General features: G+C 37.8%; 10 protein-coding genes. 2 read left to right on the top strand and 8 right to left on the bottom strand.

Translation table 11 applies throughout. The annotated features are described in order from the left end of the window. The first annotated feature begins 360 nt into the window (after positions 1-360). The gene (locus PQO03_RS16735) at positions 361-7,803 is read left to right on the top strand and encodes a glutamate synthase-related protein (RefSeq protein WP_274151885.1); all 7,443 of its coding nucleotides are present in this window, start codon (positions 361-363) and stop codon (positions 7,801-7,803) included. A gap of 345 nt (positions 7,804-8,148) precedes the next feature. On the opposite strand, the gene PQO03_RS16730 is transcribed toward PQO03_RS16735, so the two are convergent. Beyond that, positions 8,149-9,111, bottom strand: a complete 963-nt coding sequence (locus PQO03_RS16730) for an ROK family protein (protein ID WP_274151884.1) — start codon at positions 9,109-9,111, stop codon at positions 8,149-8,151. A 384-nt stretch (positions 9,112-9,495) separates the two neighbouring features. On the opposite strand from PQO03_RS16730, the gene PQO03_RS16725 reads away from it, so the two are divergent. Beyond that, positions 9,496-9,987, top strand: a complete 492-nt coding sequence (locus PQO03_RS16725; protein ID WP_274151883.1) for a hypothetical protein — start codon at positions 9,496-9,498, stop codon at positions 9,985-9,987. On the opposite strand, the gene eboE is transcribed toward PQO03_RS16725, so the two are convergent. From eboE to PQO03_RS16690, 7 genes are all read right to left on the bottom strand, one after another. Next, on the bottom strand, positions 9,984-11,084 hold the full coding sequence (eboE, locus tag PQO03_RS16720) for a metabolite traffic protein EboE (RefSeq protein ID WP_274151881.1): 1,101 nt from the start codon (positions 11,082-11,084) through the stop codon (positions 9,984-9,986). The genes PQO03_RS16725 and eboE overlap by 4 nt on opposite strands. After that, positions 11,075-12,229: a 3-dehydroquinate synthase gene (locus PQO03_RS16715; protein WP_274151880.1), complete on the bottom strand. Its 1,155-nt coding sequence runs from the start codon at positions 12,227-12,229 to the stop codon at positions 11,075-11,077. Before PQO03_RS16715 ends, eboE begins: the two co-directional genes overlap by 10 nt. A 248-nt stretch (positions 12,230-12,477) precedes the next feature. After that, positions 12,478-13,359, bottom strand: coding sequence for a UbiA family prenyltransferase (locus PQO03_RS16710; protein ID WP_274151878.1), 882 nt, complete (start codon positions 13,357-13,359; stop codon positions 12,478-12,480). A gap of 12 nt (positions 13,360-13,371) precedes the next feature. Beyond that, positions 13,372-14,064: a TIGR01621 family pseudouridine synthase gene (locus tag PQO03_RS16705; protein ID WP_274151876.1), complete on the bottom strand. Its 693-nt coding sequence runs from the start codon at positions 14,062-14,064 to the stop codon at positions 13,372-13,374. Further along, positions 14,054-14,905, bottom strand: coding sequence for a PHP domain-containing protein (locus tag PQO03_RS16700; RefSeq protein ID WP_274151875.1), 852 nt, complete (start codon positions 14,903-14,905; stop codon positions 14,054-14,056). The genes PQO03_RS16705 and PQO03_RS16700 overlap by 11 nt, the downstream gene beginning before the upstream one ends. Position 14,906: 1 nt before the next feature. Continuing rightward, complete coding sequence (locus PQO03_RS16695) at positions 14,907-15,452, bottom strand: hypothetical protein (protein ID WP_274151873.1); 546 nt, start codon at positions 15,450-15,452, stop codon at positions 14,907-14,909. A 2-nt stretch (positions 15,453-15,454) separates the two neighbouring features. Then, positions 15,455-16,108 carry a 2-hydroxychromene-2-carboxylate isomerase gene (locus tag PQO03_RS16690; RefSeq protein WP_274151872.1) on the bottom strand — a complete coding sequence of 218 codons (654 nt, stop codon included), beginning with the start codon at positions 16,106-16,108 and terminating at the stop codon, positions 15,455-15,457. Positions 16,109-16,211 lie beyond the last annotated feature (103 nt).

Below are 16,211 nucleotides of genomic sequence, written 5' to 3'. Positions count from 1 at the left end.
CAATCCCCCATAAAGACAAAAACCATCACATGAAGCTATTTATGTATTGTGATCTTTGTAATTTTACATAAACGTAATCAATGCCCATTAAAATACATTAAAAGTCATACCTAAAATGTAATCATCAAAGCTTAAAGACGCTCATAGGGACTCTCTTTAAATATATGTAAACTACTTAAAAACAGCAAGATACACTATATAATAATGGTGTTTTAATTTATTTTTTATCAAAAATAAATAGAACAATATTGTAATATCAGAATTCATAGACTTATTGGACTTATAAATTTAACTAAACCTTTATATATAATTAGAGGTAACTCTGCCGTGGGCAGATAAAATTGATAAGGTCTAAGATTAATGAAAAAACAATTATTATATGATGAAGATAAATATCACGACAACTGTGGCGTTGGTTTTATAACTCGTAAAGACGGTCAACAGAGTCACGATGTATTATTAAAAGGCCACGAAGCACTTTGCGTTATCCCTCACCGTGGTGGTATGAGTGCAGAAGGCATTGGCGATGGCGCAGGAGTCAACATTGATTTATCTCTCAACTTTTTTAGAAAAGTTCTTGAAGATGACAATATCCAACTTGGAAACTTTGGTGTCGCCAATTTTTTCTTTCCGAAAGACGCACAACAAAATCCTAAAGTTCGAACACTCATCGAAGATGTGCTAAAAAAGTATCAAATCCCCATTTTGAAATGGCGTGATGTTCCCGTAAATCATAAAGCCTTGAATGATGCTGCAGTTAAAGCTCAACTGCCTATATATCAACTTATCTTTGGTAAACCTGAAAGTTGTAATACTGCATTTTCATTTGAAAACCTTATTAATGAAGCACTCACCGAAATAGAATCTACAGGCTATTCTGACCCTAGCCTCAATGGATTTTATCCTCTTTCAATGAGCTCAAAAACTATTGTTTATAAAGGCCGTTTAAATTCAGGTGAAGTTGTCCCCTACTTCAGGGACCTTACTGATTTAGACATGGCTATACGCGTCTTTTTGTTTCATACAAGATTTTCGACAAATACGGCCCCTGCTACTTTTATGGCTCAACCCTTCCGTCGCATGGCTCATAATGGCGAACTCAATACAGACAAAAAAAATCGTTTATCAGAAGATGCTATTGCTAAACAGAAAAACAAAAAAATCATTTTCCCAAAAGGACAATCAGATTCAGCTCGCTTAGATCAGACCTTACAAAGACGCGTGATTGAAGATGATATGGATATTGCAACCGCTGTATTAGCGATGATGCCTCCCGCTTGGGAAAATAAGCATGATATTGATCCCTTAATTAGAGACATGTACGAATACTTCTCTCTTTATGAAGAAAAAAATGATGGCCCAGCTGCGCTATTATTTTCTGACGGGACCAAAGTCGGTGCTAGACTTGACCGTTTAGGTCTACGCCCCTTAAGGACTATTGAAACAACTGAGTATGTTTGTGTCATGTCAGAAGCTGGCCAAATTGACTTCCCCCCTGAAGAAGTCATTACACGTGGTCGTATTGAAGCAGGTGGAATGTTGTATTTCGATCATGAAACTGGTCAATCATACACTACCGAGAGTATTGAACATTCATTAGCGACACAAGAAGACTACAAAACATTATTGAAGCAACGTAAACTTGATCTTAGTGACTTTGACGCAGGTGCTGAAGAGGTCGAACAGAACGAACTCGAACTTTATGAACGTGCCGTTGCTTATGGCATGAATCAAGAATCATTCCGCTTTTTACTCGACCCTATGATTCAAGGTGCCGCTGAAAAGATATCTGCAATGGGCTATGGTGTTTCACTAAACGTCTTAAATGCCGACGAAGGTGGCATGTCGCGTTATTTTTCACAACGTTTTGCACAAGTAACCAACCCTCCCTTAGATTCAATTCGTGAAAAAGATGGCATGACTTTACGTGTTTCATTAGGTGCTAAACCCAATTTTTCTGAATCTAATTCCAAGCAAATTGTCATTCAAAATCCATTTATTAAAAAGTCCGAGTTAACTTCTATCCGTAGTCACAAAGAAGTATCGACTAAAACTATTGATATACTCTTCACTCCTTCAAAAGATCATGATATAAACGAAGCTAATCTCAATAAATCCATTGACGAAGTCTGCCTTCAAGTTGAACTTGCGGCCTCCGCAAAGACAGGAATCATCATCCTTTCTGATAAAGGGATTTCTAAAAGCAAAGCAGCCATTCCACTTTTATTAGCTATTGCATCAAGCAATCAACATCTGATCGAAAAAGGCTTGCGTTTTAACTCCTCACTTATTGTTGAAACTGGACAAATCGCCTCATCACATGATGTCGCAACGGCTTTAGGTTTTGGTGCATCTGCGGTATGCCCTTTAACTATTCACGATCGTGCCCAAACCTTAATGCCCAATGATGTTGAGACTGCTTTAAACAACTACCGCCAGGCTATTGCTAAATCCTTGATGAAAATTATGGGTAAATTCGGTTTATGTACTGCGGAATCTTATATAGGTGGTGAAATCTTTGAATCCAATTATCTCAACACTGATGACCCTCAGCTCAAAAAACATTTCCCTAACATTACTTCACCCGTTGGTGGCGTTGGTTACTCTGAGATTGCGGCCTCCGCAAGCGAGTGGCACTTTAAAGCTTTCGGTATAAAAGACGAAAGTGATATCCCTCACCTCGGCCTTTTTAAAGAACGTCAAGGCGGTGCAGGTCACTCTTTCGGCTTAGTCGCTGTACGTGAATACATCAACATGACTGAAGAAGAAGTTCTTTACTCAATCGACGAAGAATTAGAAGATATATTTACCCGTTTTGAACTTCATGAAGTTTTCCCTCAGGCACTCAGTCAACTCAAGTTAGTTTATAAACGCATCGGCAAAGACATTATGCATGAGAGTGACCTCATTGCAGCACTGTCCGATATTTTTGCGGATGTAGAACTCTCTATACATCAAGCGGCCATGCGTTCGATTGCCAGTATCCTTGACCGCAATTTAATTCGTGATAGTAAAATTAAGGATGCCGAAAATTATACTGCCGACATAGACGAATTCCTTGCTGAAGTCCCCCATCCAGAAGATGATCCTTTGGGCCATCTGACCTATCAAAAGTATGGTGAACGCCAACGTACAAGTGACGAAATTGATTCTCATCGTATAACGCAGGCCTATCGTCAATTTGTAACGAATGTCTATACAGAACGTAAAGTCCGTCCAGCAGCACTTAGAGATATCATGTATTTCCCTGCAGATATCAACAAAGCTAAAGATGCAAATAAATTGAAAGCCATTTTAAATAAACAGGCTCTGAAAGGAAATAATTGTTTCCTCATCAAAGGCCTCTCACTTACAAAACTAAGTGAAACACAATTTGAAATCACTATGAGCCTCAGCTCAGATGATAGAATCTCATGGCTTAAAGACTATTTCGAGGAACGTTTTGGCTCACTAATAAGTGCTAAGATAAATCCCAATTCACTGACAATAGAAAGCTCAGATCAAGATATTACTTTTTACCTGAATAATATTCGTACTGCGAATGATTCTATTGATAAATCTAGAGTCCAAGCGGCACATGAAGTTACGGCAAGTTTTTCATCTGCTGCTATGTCTCACGGTGCTTTAGTTGCTGAAGCTCATGAAGCAGTTTCACAAGGTGCTAATATTGCGGGTGCACTCTCTAACTCTGGTGAAGGTGGAGAAAAACGTGTGCGTTACGATACCATTAAAGCAAGTTCTATTAAGCAAGTTGCCTCTGGCCGCTTTGGTGTCTGGGCTGGCTATTTTGCCGATCCTTCACTCGAACAAGTCGAGATTAAAATTGCTCAAGGTGCTAAACCTGGTGAAGGTGGACAATTACCTTCCTTTAAAGTGACCGTCATGATTGCTTCTAGCCGTGGTGGTACACCCAAGATCGAGCTCGTCTCTCCTCCTCCTCATCACGATACCTATTCTATTGAAGATTTAGGTCAGCTTATTCACGACTGTAAAGCCTCCAGAGCCAAAGTTATCGTTAAGCTCGTTTCATCAGAAGGTATCGGAACTATTGCGGTCGGTGTCGCCAAAGCTGGTGCTGATGTGATTAATGTCGCTGGTAATACTGGTGGAACTGGTGCCGCTGCCGTTACATCACTGAAAAACACAGGTCGCTCTGCCGAATTAGGAATTGCAGAAGTTCATCAAGCCTTGGCTCTCAACGGCCTTCGTGATAAAGTTATTTTACGTTCTTCTAATGCTCACCAAACAGGCATGGATGTTCTAAAATCGGCTATCTTAGGTGCTGATTCATTTGAATTTGGTACTTCTGCTTTAATGATGCTCAAATGTGTCATGGCGAAAAACTGTAATATAAAATGTCCTGCAGGTATCACCACTAACCCAGAACTCTTCCAAGGTGATGCGCGTGCTTTAGCTCAATATTTCCTCAATGTAGCTCATGAAGTTCGTGAACTTTTAGCTTACTTGGGTTATGAGAAATTAGCTGACGTCTGTGGTAAGACTGAATTACTTCACTTAGTTAAGCACGATAAGATTATTGGACAGCTAAACTTTGGTGGCTTACTTGCAGAAGTAGATATTCTTAAAATTGAAGACCCCATTTATCTCGAGGCTGATTTCTCGATTGATGACAAAATCTTGGGCAAAGTTGAAAAAGAATTACTCTACGGAAAAGAAAAAATTTTATTACTTAAAGGTTCTGAGTATAAGCTTAATAATCGCAACAAATCAGTCGGTGGTCAACTCTCTGTCGATATTGAAAGAATTCTTAATTACCGTTTCAAAGATAGCGATTTTGAGCGCGCCCCATCCGTTGTTGAAAATGATACCGGACGACGCTACCTCAGTCCCGAGGCCTTAACAATCCAAACCAATGGTTCTGCTGGCCAATCTTATGGTGCCTTACTCAACAATGGCATGCTACTACAGCATTTTGGTACATGTAATGATGGCGTTGGTAAACTTCAGTCAGGTGGCATTATAACCGTAAAATCTCCTGGTGGTGGTTCTTCTAAAGCTGGCGAAAACGTTTTAATCGGTAATTTTGCCCTCTTTGGGGCTACTGGTGGACGTTGCTATATCAATGGTGAAGCTGGCGATCGTTTTGCCGTGCGGAATTCAGGTGCCATGGCCGTAGTTGAAGGCGTCGGAGATTTCTTTTGTGAATACATGACATCCGGTACCATTCTTAACTTAGGCTCCTTTGGCAAAGGTTGGGGCAATGGTATGTCTGGTGGTAATGCTTATCAGTATGATCCAGAAAACAAACTCCCTATGCTCTATAACAAAGACTCTGTTGTTATCAATAGATTTAATGGAAGTCAAGAATCAGATGTACATGAAAAAATTGTTTACTATTTATTACAAGAACAAATAAAATTTAACCAATCTGAAATAGCTCAAGCTATACTCAATAACTGGGAACAAGAGAAAAAGAATTTCTTCTATGCTATCCCGCTCGCATTGTTTGAGACTCAGACTTGGGAATGTCTCATCAAAAACACCTCTCGTAAAGAGATGTTAGAAGAGCTTGCCAGTAACTATACCCATATTCAGATCGAACAAATTAAAGATGCGTATAAAAAAGAAACTCGTCTCTTCAATGGAGAGACACCTTCTTTAGGAGATTATAACACCTCATTAATTTTTAGATTGATATCTCGTTATTCTATCTTCTGTAAAGCTTCTGCTCTTACTTTAGAGAAAATGAATAAATTTGATTTAGCACTCAAAGATGAAACTCTAGCTAAATACATCAAAAATATCATTTTTACCGAAGATAAAGGCCTCATGGAATTATTACTCAAAGTTTCCCGTGATTCCCTAGCTCAGTTTGATGATGAGTTATTGGCTAAAAGTCTCGCTGATAAACGAGTTTATGACTACAAAAAAGCTCTTTACCTACGCGATGTTTTAGAAAATAATTCTCTTGGCTCCTACTCCTGGATTATGGAACAGGACCTTAAAAACCAAGAAGCTATTGCCGCTCGAATGAGCTTCCTCAAAGATTTTGCCGCTCAGATTTCTTTAGCACTCGTAAAAGATGCTCTCAATAAAGAAACGGGGCTTCCACTTATACCTGAAAACGTTCCTTTCAGTGAAGGACAATTAAAATGGCTCAATGGTTATTTTAATGGTTTAAGTTTTGGAGTTTCAAGCTCAGCAGACTCTTCCCCTAAAGGCAAAGAACTTCATATTCTTTTCGGCACTCAAACAGGTAATTCAGAATCTCTTGCCAATGATTGTACGGCTCTCGCGGCTCAATTTGGTATGTTAGCTCAAGTCCATGACATGGGAAATGTTTCCACTGATGATTTAAAAGCAATGGAAAGGCTAATCATTATCACTTCCACTTATGGAGAAGGCGAACAACCCGATAATGCTCAAGCACTCTATACGGCTATGACAGCCAGTGATGCGCCTCAACTTGAAGGACTTAACTTCTCTATCTGTTCTTTAGGAGACAGCTCCTACGACCTTTTCTGTGAAGCAGGTAAACAATGGGACGCTGTCCTAGAACAGCAAGGTGCTACTCGAGCTTACGATCGTATTGATTGTGATGTCGACTTCGAAGAGGCATTCGAAGAATGGGTAAATGAATCTCTCCCTGCTATTTCCGCTTTAGGCGATCAATCCGCAGGCGATATCACTGGCACACAGACTGTCGTTAAAAAGGATAATAATAGCTTTGGTAAAAAGAAGCCTTTCCCCGCAAAACTCCTCAAAAAAGTCATTTTGACCTCTGATGATTCGACAAAAGAAGTCGTTCATTATGAAATAAGCTTAGAGGGCTCTGATTATGATTACAAAGCTGGTGATGCACTGAATGTCATTCCTGTAAATGAAGAATCTTTAGTTGATGACATTATAGAAGTCCTTGCAGCCAATGGTGACGAGATAGTAGATTTAGCCAAAGATGGCGAAATTAGTTTTAGAGAAGCCCTATTACACAAATCTGAAATTAAAACTCCGACTAAAGAGCTTGTACAGACTGTTGCACACAACTCTCAAGATAAGGAATTGATTGCACTTTTAGATGATAAAGAGGCTCTTAATAAATTCTTATGGGGTCGTGATTTAATTGATTTCCTCGCTCATTATGAACATGGACTCAATACTCAGACACTCATACCTTTGTTGAAAAAAATCCAAGCTCGAGCCTATTCGATTTCATCTAGCCCTAAGAAACACCCTGGTGAAGTTCATTTAACTATTGGTAGCGTTCGTTATAATAGCCACGGCCGTACACGTCATGGTGTTGCTTCTACCTTCCTAGCTGATAGAGTTCAAGAAGATGAAACTGACATCCTCTGCTATATGCATGCGAATAAAGCTTTTGCTGTACCAGATGATGACACTTTACCGATGATTATGGTTGGTCCTGGCACAGGCATCGCTCCTTTTAGAGCTTTTCTAGAGGAACGTGAAATGCGTCAAGCAAAAGGTAAAAACTGGTTATTCTTTGGCGATAGAAACGAAGCTAATGATTTCTTTTATAAAGATCAATTAAAAGATCTTCAGGAAAATAATTACTTGGAGAATCTATCCCTAGCTTTTTCACGTGATCAAGAAGAAAAAATTTACGTTCAAGATCGCATGCGTGAAAATGGTGCAGAACTCTTCCAATGGTTAGAAGAAGGTGGCTATTTCTTCGTCTGTGGTGACGCTTTCCGCATGGCGAAAGATGTCGACAAGGCGCTTCACCAAATTATTAGTGAACACGGTAAAGTAAGTGATACAGAAGCTATAGAGTATGTAGAGAAACTCAAAGCTGACAAACGCTACGTTCGTGACGTTTACTAGTATTGACTAGTACGACACCTAAAAAAGCCTTTGCGATCTTCGCAAAGGCTTTTTTTTTACATGGCTTTTCAGTAACGACGTCACTTAACTTATCTTCCGGAGATTGTTTTGATACTGACGAAATCTTGATTTTATGCGAATCAAATTATATTTTATCGAAAGTCAATTCTGGAGTATAATGAAAAAGACAGTTTTACCGAGTAAGATATTTTTTATCAGTACCGTGATTTGGTTTACTGCTGCTTACTTAGCACATAATGAGCAAAGAACTTTCTATAGCTGTATTGCACTTATCCATCTATTGCTTTGGATCATTTTAATATTGTATAATTTGCAGAGTAAAAATTAAGCTATTAATTGACTTGCCAATTTTGCAGCGCCCTTAATCACTGCATCATCACCTAATTCAGCCGCTAAAACTTTGACTTCTTCACCATTAATCCTCATTGCCTGCTCACGCATTACTCTAGTTGATATCTCTAGAAATGGTTCTGGCAAAGCTTCGATTAAGCCTCCCCCCAAAATAATGGCTTCCGGATTAAAAGAGTTTACTAAGTTAGACATGCCTACACCGAGATATCGAGCTGCATAATCAATAATAGCTTTCACATCTGGGTCTCCTGAATTATAGGCCCTAGCAATCAAACCACTTTTTACTTTTTTCAGATTAGCCTTAGCCTCTTCTATCACCATAGGAATACGACCACGTACGGCAAAGGATAATATTTGCTGAGAGAGTGCTGTTCTGCTAGCTATAGCCTCTAAGCAACCTCTTTGGCCACAAGCACAAAGAGGTCCATCCGGCTGTACGACTATATGTCCAAACTCCCCTGCTCCGCCTCTCGCACCACGATAAAGATCGCCGTCAATAACTATTGCACCTCCAACCCCTGTTCCAGGAGATAAGGCCAATACATTTTTCATCCCCTTAGCAGCGCCAAAGTGAAGTTCACCATAAAGTCCGGCATTTACATCATTTTCAATTTTCACAGGGAGATTAAAATCTTTGGACAAATTCTCTTGTAATGGGAAATCCTTAAAACCCAGATTGGGTGAATCATAAACTAAGCCAGTTTTGGGTTCCACCAAACCAGGCGCACATCCACCGATAGCTGATAAGTCGGATGTTTTTATCCCTGCTTCATCACATGCATCATTTATAACTGAACAAATAACTTTATATACTGAGTTTAGACCTAAGTCAGCATTGGCCTTCATTTTAACTCGAGAAAGGATATTGAAATCCTTATCCAAAACGGCCGCTAGAACTTTTGTTCCTCCTAAATCAAAACCTAAAATTTTATTCATTATTAACACCTAAGATATTAAGTTAGAGATACTAAAATAAATTCTATATGAAAATAAGTGATTTAACCAGTCTAGCACTGGTTAAAGTATCTGTTTTTTTTCACTCTCTTCACGACTGTGTTTATTTACTCGCAGAAAATATATAACTATGGCGATTTATAAAAGTGATGATTTTTGAATTGAAGAAAAACCAGTTAATATGCAAGAAAAAGTCAATGAGAGTCAATAATTTTGTGAAATTATTATTAAGGAAAATGTTTTTAAGTAAGAAATTATTTTACTCATACAAAATTAATATTATAGGCTCTTGCTTTTATTTTTTTCTTGTCATTTAGTAATTTACTAGGACCAATGGATGGTTGTTAAAATGAAAAGGAAAGGTATATGAGAGCAAGCACATCGAAGTATTCAGAATTTATTAAAAGTAGTGATCACACGGATATATATATATTCCCCCGTTATACAAGTAACTCGAAAACCACGTTGAGAACTTGGACTTTATTTTCTTCTCCAAAAAAGCTTTCTGATTTCTTTGATATGCAAGTCATTATGAATCAACATATAAATGCCTGCATAGAAACATCCGAAGACAATATTATTATTTCTGATTTAGGATTTATTCATCCTAAACGTTTATTGAATAGTATAATAATAGGAAGAAGTCATAAAGAATTTCTCTATATTGATATGGGTGACAATGAAAGTATCTGGATTCTTTTCACTGAGTCGATGAGCGTTCAAAAAACGGCTAAAAACTTTAGCGATTGGATGCACAACTCTCAAACGGAAAGTAGCTATGTCCACGAGCTCTTAAATTCTCTAGATCAATGTAGTTCAGGGTCACGCAAGCGTGTAAAAAGAAAGGAGTTTAGTTAAAACTTATCTTTTGTCCACATTAATTCTTTACTGATTGATGCACTTAGTTTTTCTTTGGGCTCAGGTAGAACAAAATACGTATATGTTTCTGTTTCAAAATGTTTACAATGTTTTTGAGCTAATTCAAAAAATTCTCTAGTTAAATCTTTATTACTGGAACTCAGCGAGCCCTCACCATTAAAATATAATGGAATATGAAAATGGCATCTCCATTCTCCATGGCTACCGTCAACTAATGCCTGTGGTAAATCTTGATAGTGTTCTACTTCGCCATTTTGTTTGAGAATGCGTGTTTGATGAAGATATACCGGTTCAGAAAAAGGTAATAATACTTGTTTATCTAAGTCACTTTTACAATCCAAGATAACCGCTGCGGAAACTTGAACTTTAGCTATGTTAATCTTTGCACTAAGATATTTTTTTATATTCTCGTAAGGCAATTCGAACTGCAAGGACGAATGACAAGTATCTAAACAAATCCCTAAAAAGCTTAATTGCTTATTAGGGAGTTTTTGTTTTAATAGTTCAAAAAAGATAATCGCTTCATCGCAAGTCTCTAAATAACAATCTGGTTCAGGCTCAAAAGCCAAATCTATTTTTACACCCGTTCTCTCATGAAGATCATTTAAATAGGTCGCACAGTGAGCAATATTATGAATGGCGTGACTTGGTAAAACTTTTCCATAGCCAACGGGCACAGTACTCATGGTACCATAATTATCTGGACAAAGTTCAGATAAAACATCTGCTGCTTTACAAGTATAGTCTAAGCGTTTCTGTTCACCCCAATCGGGATAATAAACGTTTTCTTTAACGGGACTTTGATGGAAGTTCCCATAGGGAAAGATATTTAATGTGAAGACATAAAAACCAAAATTTTTCAAAGTACTTTTTAAGGTGGATAATTTATCTTCTGCTTGTAACTCTTCTACCACTTGAGCACTTAGCCATAATCCTAGCCCCATATCCTGCTGTGAACTAAAGCTTTTTTTTATGTCCCTACATTCATTGGCTAAGACAATTAAAATTTTCTCCAATGTATCTAAGGCAAATACATTTAGGCAAAAGGATAAATGCCTGCCTGGTTTTACTTGCATATTCCTGCTAATTCTTTCAATTGAATTAAAGCTTCTTTAACGATGGATGATGGCAATTCGTGGATGTCAGTCATTTGACCTATACGAGTTGGCATGGGGATAGTTAAACGGCCACCTAAGTGTTCTTTGAACTCTGTAAGTCCACGTACAATAGAAAGTTCACCTTTAGAGTTCTTCTGTTCAAGTGCTGAATGCCAAATGGCATAACCTGTTTTTTGAAAGGTCCCAATGACTTCTAAGCTCGTTTTCAATTCAACCATGCCCAATAAAGATGCTATGAGCATATCGATGCAAATACCTATTGCGACGGCCTCTCCATGGGATAATGCATGGTTAGTTAAACCCTCAAGTTTGTGGGCAGACCAATGCCCAAAATCTAAAGGACGTGAGGATCCTTTTTCAAAAGGATCTCCATTTTGACAGATATGATCCATGTGTAATTTAGCTGAACGCTTAATTAAGTGCTCTATGACTAATGGGTCACCAGACTTAATTCCAGCGGTATTACTTTTTAGATAATCAAAGAAGTGTTCGTCTTTAATTAATGCAACTTTAAAAGCTTCTGCAATTCCAGCTAATCGATCTCGTTCACTTAATGAACTAATGAATAGAGAATCATTAATCACGGCTTCTGCTGGGGCAAAAGTCCCCAAAAGGTTTTTTGCACCTAAGAAATTCACAGCATTTTTAACCCCTACGCCAGAATCATCTTGGGCGAGAATAGTTGTAGGAATACGTACTTGGCGAACACCTCTGTGAAATATAGCAGCGGCAAAACCAACGGCATCTAATACTGCGCCGCCACCAATAATGATGACGTATGAATGTCGACAGATACCGCCTTCAAGCATTGCCGAAATTAATTTCTCAATTACAGAAAAATCATTTTTAATTTTTTCGCCACCAGGAACCACGTGTATCGGTAAACTTGGGTTAATATTTTCTGGATGTTCTTCACACCAATGCTGAATATCTTTTTTTAATGTTGGAAACGATTTATAGACGTTTTCATCTATGAAAAACATCGCTTTCACTGCATCCTTACCTAGGACTTCAGATAAAGTTTGGTTATCAGAACAAAATACGTTGTGAGTAAAGTGTACCTCGTAGGTATAATCTACTTGAAAGCTTTGTTTATATTTCATAGTTTACGCTCTTTAAATCTTCTATTCATGGAATAATTCTATTCCCAATTCTTTATTTATCTACTCTATACTCTATCTCAACACTATAATCTAAGCCTTGTTGCGTGTCTTTACGTGGAAAGTATGTATAATTTGTCTAAGTTTATATTTATTATTCTGTAGATACATTACTTATCGACAATTTATAAAGATAGGATGATATCGGCAATATTTAGTCAAATACCGCCATTACAAAACAGACTTGTACACTAACTCATTGTTACTTTTTTTGCGAGTTTCGCACATAGTGGAAGACATAGCATTAAAACTAAACAGAGATACCAGTACTTAGGGGCTACACATAAAGCCAAGCAGAATTGTAAAGGTATTAAATTCCTAATCAATTTCCCAATATACATAGGGATTTTTGATACTGGCAACAAGTCATTCAGATCTTTAACGATATTAAATGTTGACCATAAAATAAACAAAGCGGCCGAAATACTTAGCCATGAAAAGTCACTATAGAAAACCAAGTATGAAACACTTATCAAAATAATTATGAGTGGGAGTTTGCACCAAATATTTTTTGGTAGACATTTGGTTTCATTGTGAGCAATGATACAGACAGCGTAAATGTAGGCACCTTCACAGAAAGCCACTAAAATTACTACAAAGTTAATGTCACTAATAGCGAGTGCCCCTAATAAAATATTTAATGAGCGACACATTCCCATTGTCACAAATCCCATTTGAGGGATTTTTCGACTAGGTCCATCATACAAATAAATAACCAGCACCAATACAAGTGAAATAATAAAGAGTTTTTGACTATGAAAATGACTTAGTATTATCGCTGTTGAAAAACAAGATACCGTAGCAGCTTTTGCCCATTTTAATGATATCCTACCAGAGGGTAAAACTCTTTGCGGACGAGCTTCTTTATCTTCTTTATAATCCATAATATCATTAAGAATCATTCCGCCAGAGTAAAGTAGTAAGGAAATGAAAAGAGCGTATAAATAACTAGTCAAATTTAACTGAGTAAAACTCGATACGGCGCACATACCCAAAAGTATATCTCCCGGGACCGTAAATAAATTTGGCAAACGTACCAGTTCAGCCCAATCTTTTATTCTATTCTTATTCATCATTAACTCATTTTATTTTCGTTTAGGCCAAACTAATTCCCATGGTTTTAAATAACTTTCCTCTAAAACTTCAAGAAAGACTTTGGAAGAAAATCGTCCCACAAGTGAAGGTTTTTTTATGATATGAATATCTTCACCTCTAAAATTGAAGTTCATTGCATAAGCGTGCAGATAACAGCGCTCTTCGACCTCTTGGCTTTTTGGGCAATAAAGTGGGTCACCGCTGATTGGAGATCCAATGGCTTTCATTGCTACACGTAATTGATGTGTTTTACCTGTCTGTGGTTTCAGTAAAAAAATTCTCTGGCCAGTACCAATAGACTTACTGAAAAACTGCGTAACGGCAGGGTTTTTGCGGCTTTCGCAAAGTTTCCACGTAGCTCGCCTAGATCTTTCCATATCACCAATTATCCACCCCTGTTTTTTCTTGGGTTTCCTATCTGATATAGCGAGGTAATACTTCTCAATTTTTTTTGATTTAAAGAGTTCGTTGATCTCCCTGCAGGATTCAATGTTTTTAGCGACTATTAGTAAGCCACTCGTAACTTTATCTAATCGATGAACAGGGTAAATTTCACCATGCTGCTGCTTGAGTTTATGAAAGAAGCCTAATTCCCCATCATCGCTATGAAAATTGTCCCCTGCTCTCTTATGGACAACCATGAAATCTTCATGATCAAAAACGATCTCTGGATCACTCTTCAATTAACCACTCCATTTCTTGCCAAATACGAGTTAATCTTTTGGGGATTTGTTGATATTCTCCTGCTCGCACCCACTTCGAATTGGGGTCATGAAAATCCGAACCCGCAGAAACCATAAGGCTAAACTTAGAACAAAGTTGAGATAAGCGTTGAACGACTCCTAGCGCTTGTGGTCCACTAGAAACCTCGGCACCATCTCCACCCGCATCACGAAACTGACGAAATAAACCACGTAATCCAGGAAGTGAATAACCATACTTTCCAGGATGTGCTAAAATGGCTTTCCCTCCGGCTACATGAATCATATCAATAGTTTTTTTCATCCCTGGCCAAGGACATTTCACGTACGCGGCTCCACCTTTAAGTAGATAACGACGAAACGCTTCACCTTTATCTTTTGCATAATTTTTCTTCACTAATGCTGCGGCAAAATGAGTCCGTCCTGGAGATTCATCATCTGAAAAGTGTGATAACTCATCTCGTATATGAATATTAAAATGCTCAAGCCTGGATAGAATCTGCTCAGCCCGCTCACGTCTTAAATGCCTGTTATTAGATAAAAAAGACTGGAAATCTTCATTTTCCAAATCAATCCCTAAACCCAAAATATGAAGTGACTTGTCATTAAAATCACTAGAAACCTCAACGCCAGGGAGAAACTGCATCCCTAAAAACTCTGCTCTCGTCGCTGCTTCTTCACAACCTGCGGTGGTATCATGATCAGTTAAGGAAAATAATTTCACTCCTTGCGCATGCATAAGGTTGCTTAGTTCTGTCGGTGTTAAAACCCCATCAGACACATTTGAATGACAATGTAAATCAACTGGCTGTTTCAAGTTCAAATTATGCAGGTCCTATGATAAAATCACATTCAGTTCCAATTATGTCTTGAAGCTGAGTAAAATGTTCCATGAAGTCATCATCTGATTTCAAGGCCTTATTAAGTCGAGATAGGTCATTTCCTGGAGCGTCTGGACAATAAAAGGAAAAAGAAAAGCCTGTTTTAACAATCCGTTTATTTTCTATACTCATAATCTCATGATCTCCAATCAGAAAAGATATCCCATCGACACTTAATCCATCTTGGTGAGCGACATCATCAAAATCATCTGCTACTGATTTGAGCAATTCATCCCCTAACCAATCGAGTAAACCTACACTAGAGTGTTTATATAAGGCGAGTAATTCTCTTAATTGTTTTTCCTCAACTTCAAAATCCATGAATGTTTCATCATCATTCTTAACTAAACCATTATAAAAAACAGCTTTTTTATTGCCGGAAAAATCATATGCCTCATTCATTTTCAATAGAAAATTCATTAGCTTTGCTTCGGGAACCCACGCTGAGTCCTGTGCATATATATATAAGGCACAATCTTCGTAATCCATTTCTACATTCCTGATTCTATATTTAACATTCTTTTATAAGCATCGAAGCGATAATACTCCGGTTTCTCAATATAGTCATTAATCAAATCAAACCTATCTGAGCCCCAAAAATTAATTTCATCATCAATTCGAAATGTGGGAACACCAAATACTTTTAATTCCAAGGCTCTCGCGGTGGCCTGCTTTAGCACTTGTCGACCTTTGTTTTCTTTGATAAAAAGATAGATATCTTCCCATTCTGCTTTCATCATACCCAAGTCCTTTAATACCGATTGAATATGCTCATCAGTACTAAGGTCTTTACTTTCGCTCCAGCATGCACGGTTCAGTGCTATCGCCACCTTATAACGCTCATCTAAATCTTCTATACAATTAATAAAGCGCAATAGAGTTAAATTATTAAAAGGATGAGATGGAGGTCCCATAAGTTTAACACCCTGGAGTTGAGCTTGCATACAGCAATCACGTAAAGCTTCTCCTCTTTTTATCTCAATACCTGCAGGCCCAGGGTTGCCTGTAGATTGCAATAGTGAACCTAAGACCACTGGTGTTAAAATAATCTCATGCTTTGCTTTCAAGCCTTGCTTCTCTATAAGCTCTAGTGCTAAAAATGAATATGGTGAGATGATATCGTAAAAGACTTCAATTTTACTCATATATAGTTCCTTTTTAAATTAGAGCAGAAGATTTCAGTGTTGATAGAAAAGTCAAGCTTAACGTTGTTTAATCACCTGAGCAAACAATTATTTCTTGCCCGGA

The organism is Lentisphaera profundi, assembly GCF_028728065.1.
GTDB lineage: Bacteria > Verrucomicrobiota > Lentisphaeria > Lentisphaerales > Lentisphaeraceae > Lentisphaera > Lentisphaera profundi.
The sequence above is the reverse complement of the archived record's forward strand: the minus strand, read 5'-3'. Positions and strand labels throughout refer to the sequence as shown.

What these genes read in the sequence shown, in the direction of transcription:
- PQO03_RS16735 (WP_274151885.1), top strand. Translation starts at nt 361, where the DNA reads ATGAAAAAACAATTATTATATGATGAAGATAAATATCACGACAACTGT.
- PQO03_RS16730 (WP_274151884.1), bottom strand. Translation starts at nt 9,111, where the DNA reads ATGAATAAAATTTTAGGTTTTGATTTAGGAGGAACAAAAGTTCTAGCG.
- PQO03_RS16725 (WP_274151883.1), top strand. Translation starts at nt 9,496, where the DNA reads ATGAGAGCAAGCACATCGAAGTATTCAGAATTTATTAAAAGTAGTGAT.
- eboE (WP_274151881.1), bottom strand. Translation starts at nt 11,084, where the DNA reads ATGCAAGTAAAACCAGGCAGGCATTTATCCTTTTGCCTAAATGTATTT.
- PQO03_RS16715 (WP_274151880.1), bottom strand. Translation starts at nt 12,229, where the DNA reads ATGAAATATAAACAAAGCTTTCAAGTAGATTATACCTACGAGGTACAC.
- PQO03_RS16710 (WP_274151878.1), bottom strand. Translation starts at nt 13,359, where the DNA reads ATGAATAAGAATAGAATAAAAGATTGGGCTGAACTGGTACGTTTGCCA.
- PQO03_RS16695 (WP_274151873.1), bottom strand. Translation starts at nt 15,452, where the DNA reads ATGGATTACGAAGATTGTGCCTTATATATATATGCACAGGACTCAGCG.
- PQO03_RS16690 (WP_274151872.1), bottom strand. Translation starts at nt 16,108, where the DNA reads ATGAGTAAAATTGAAGTCTTTTACGATATCATCTCACCATATTCATTT.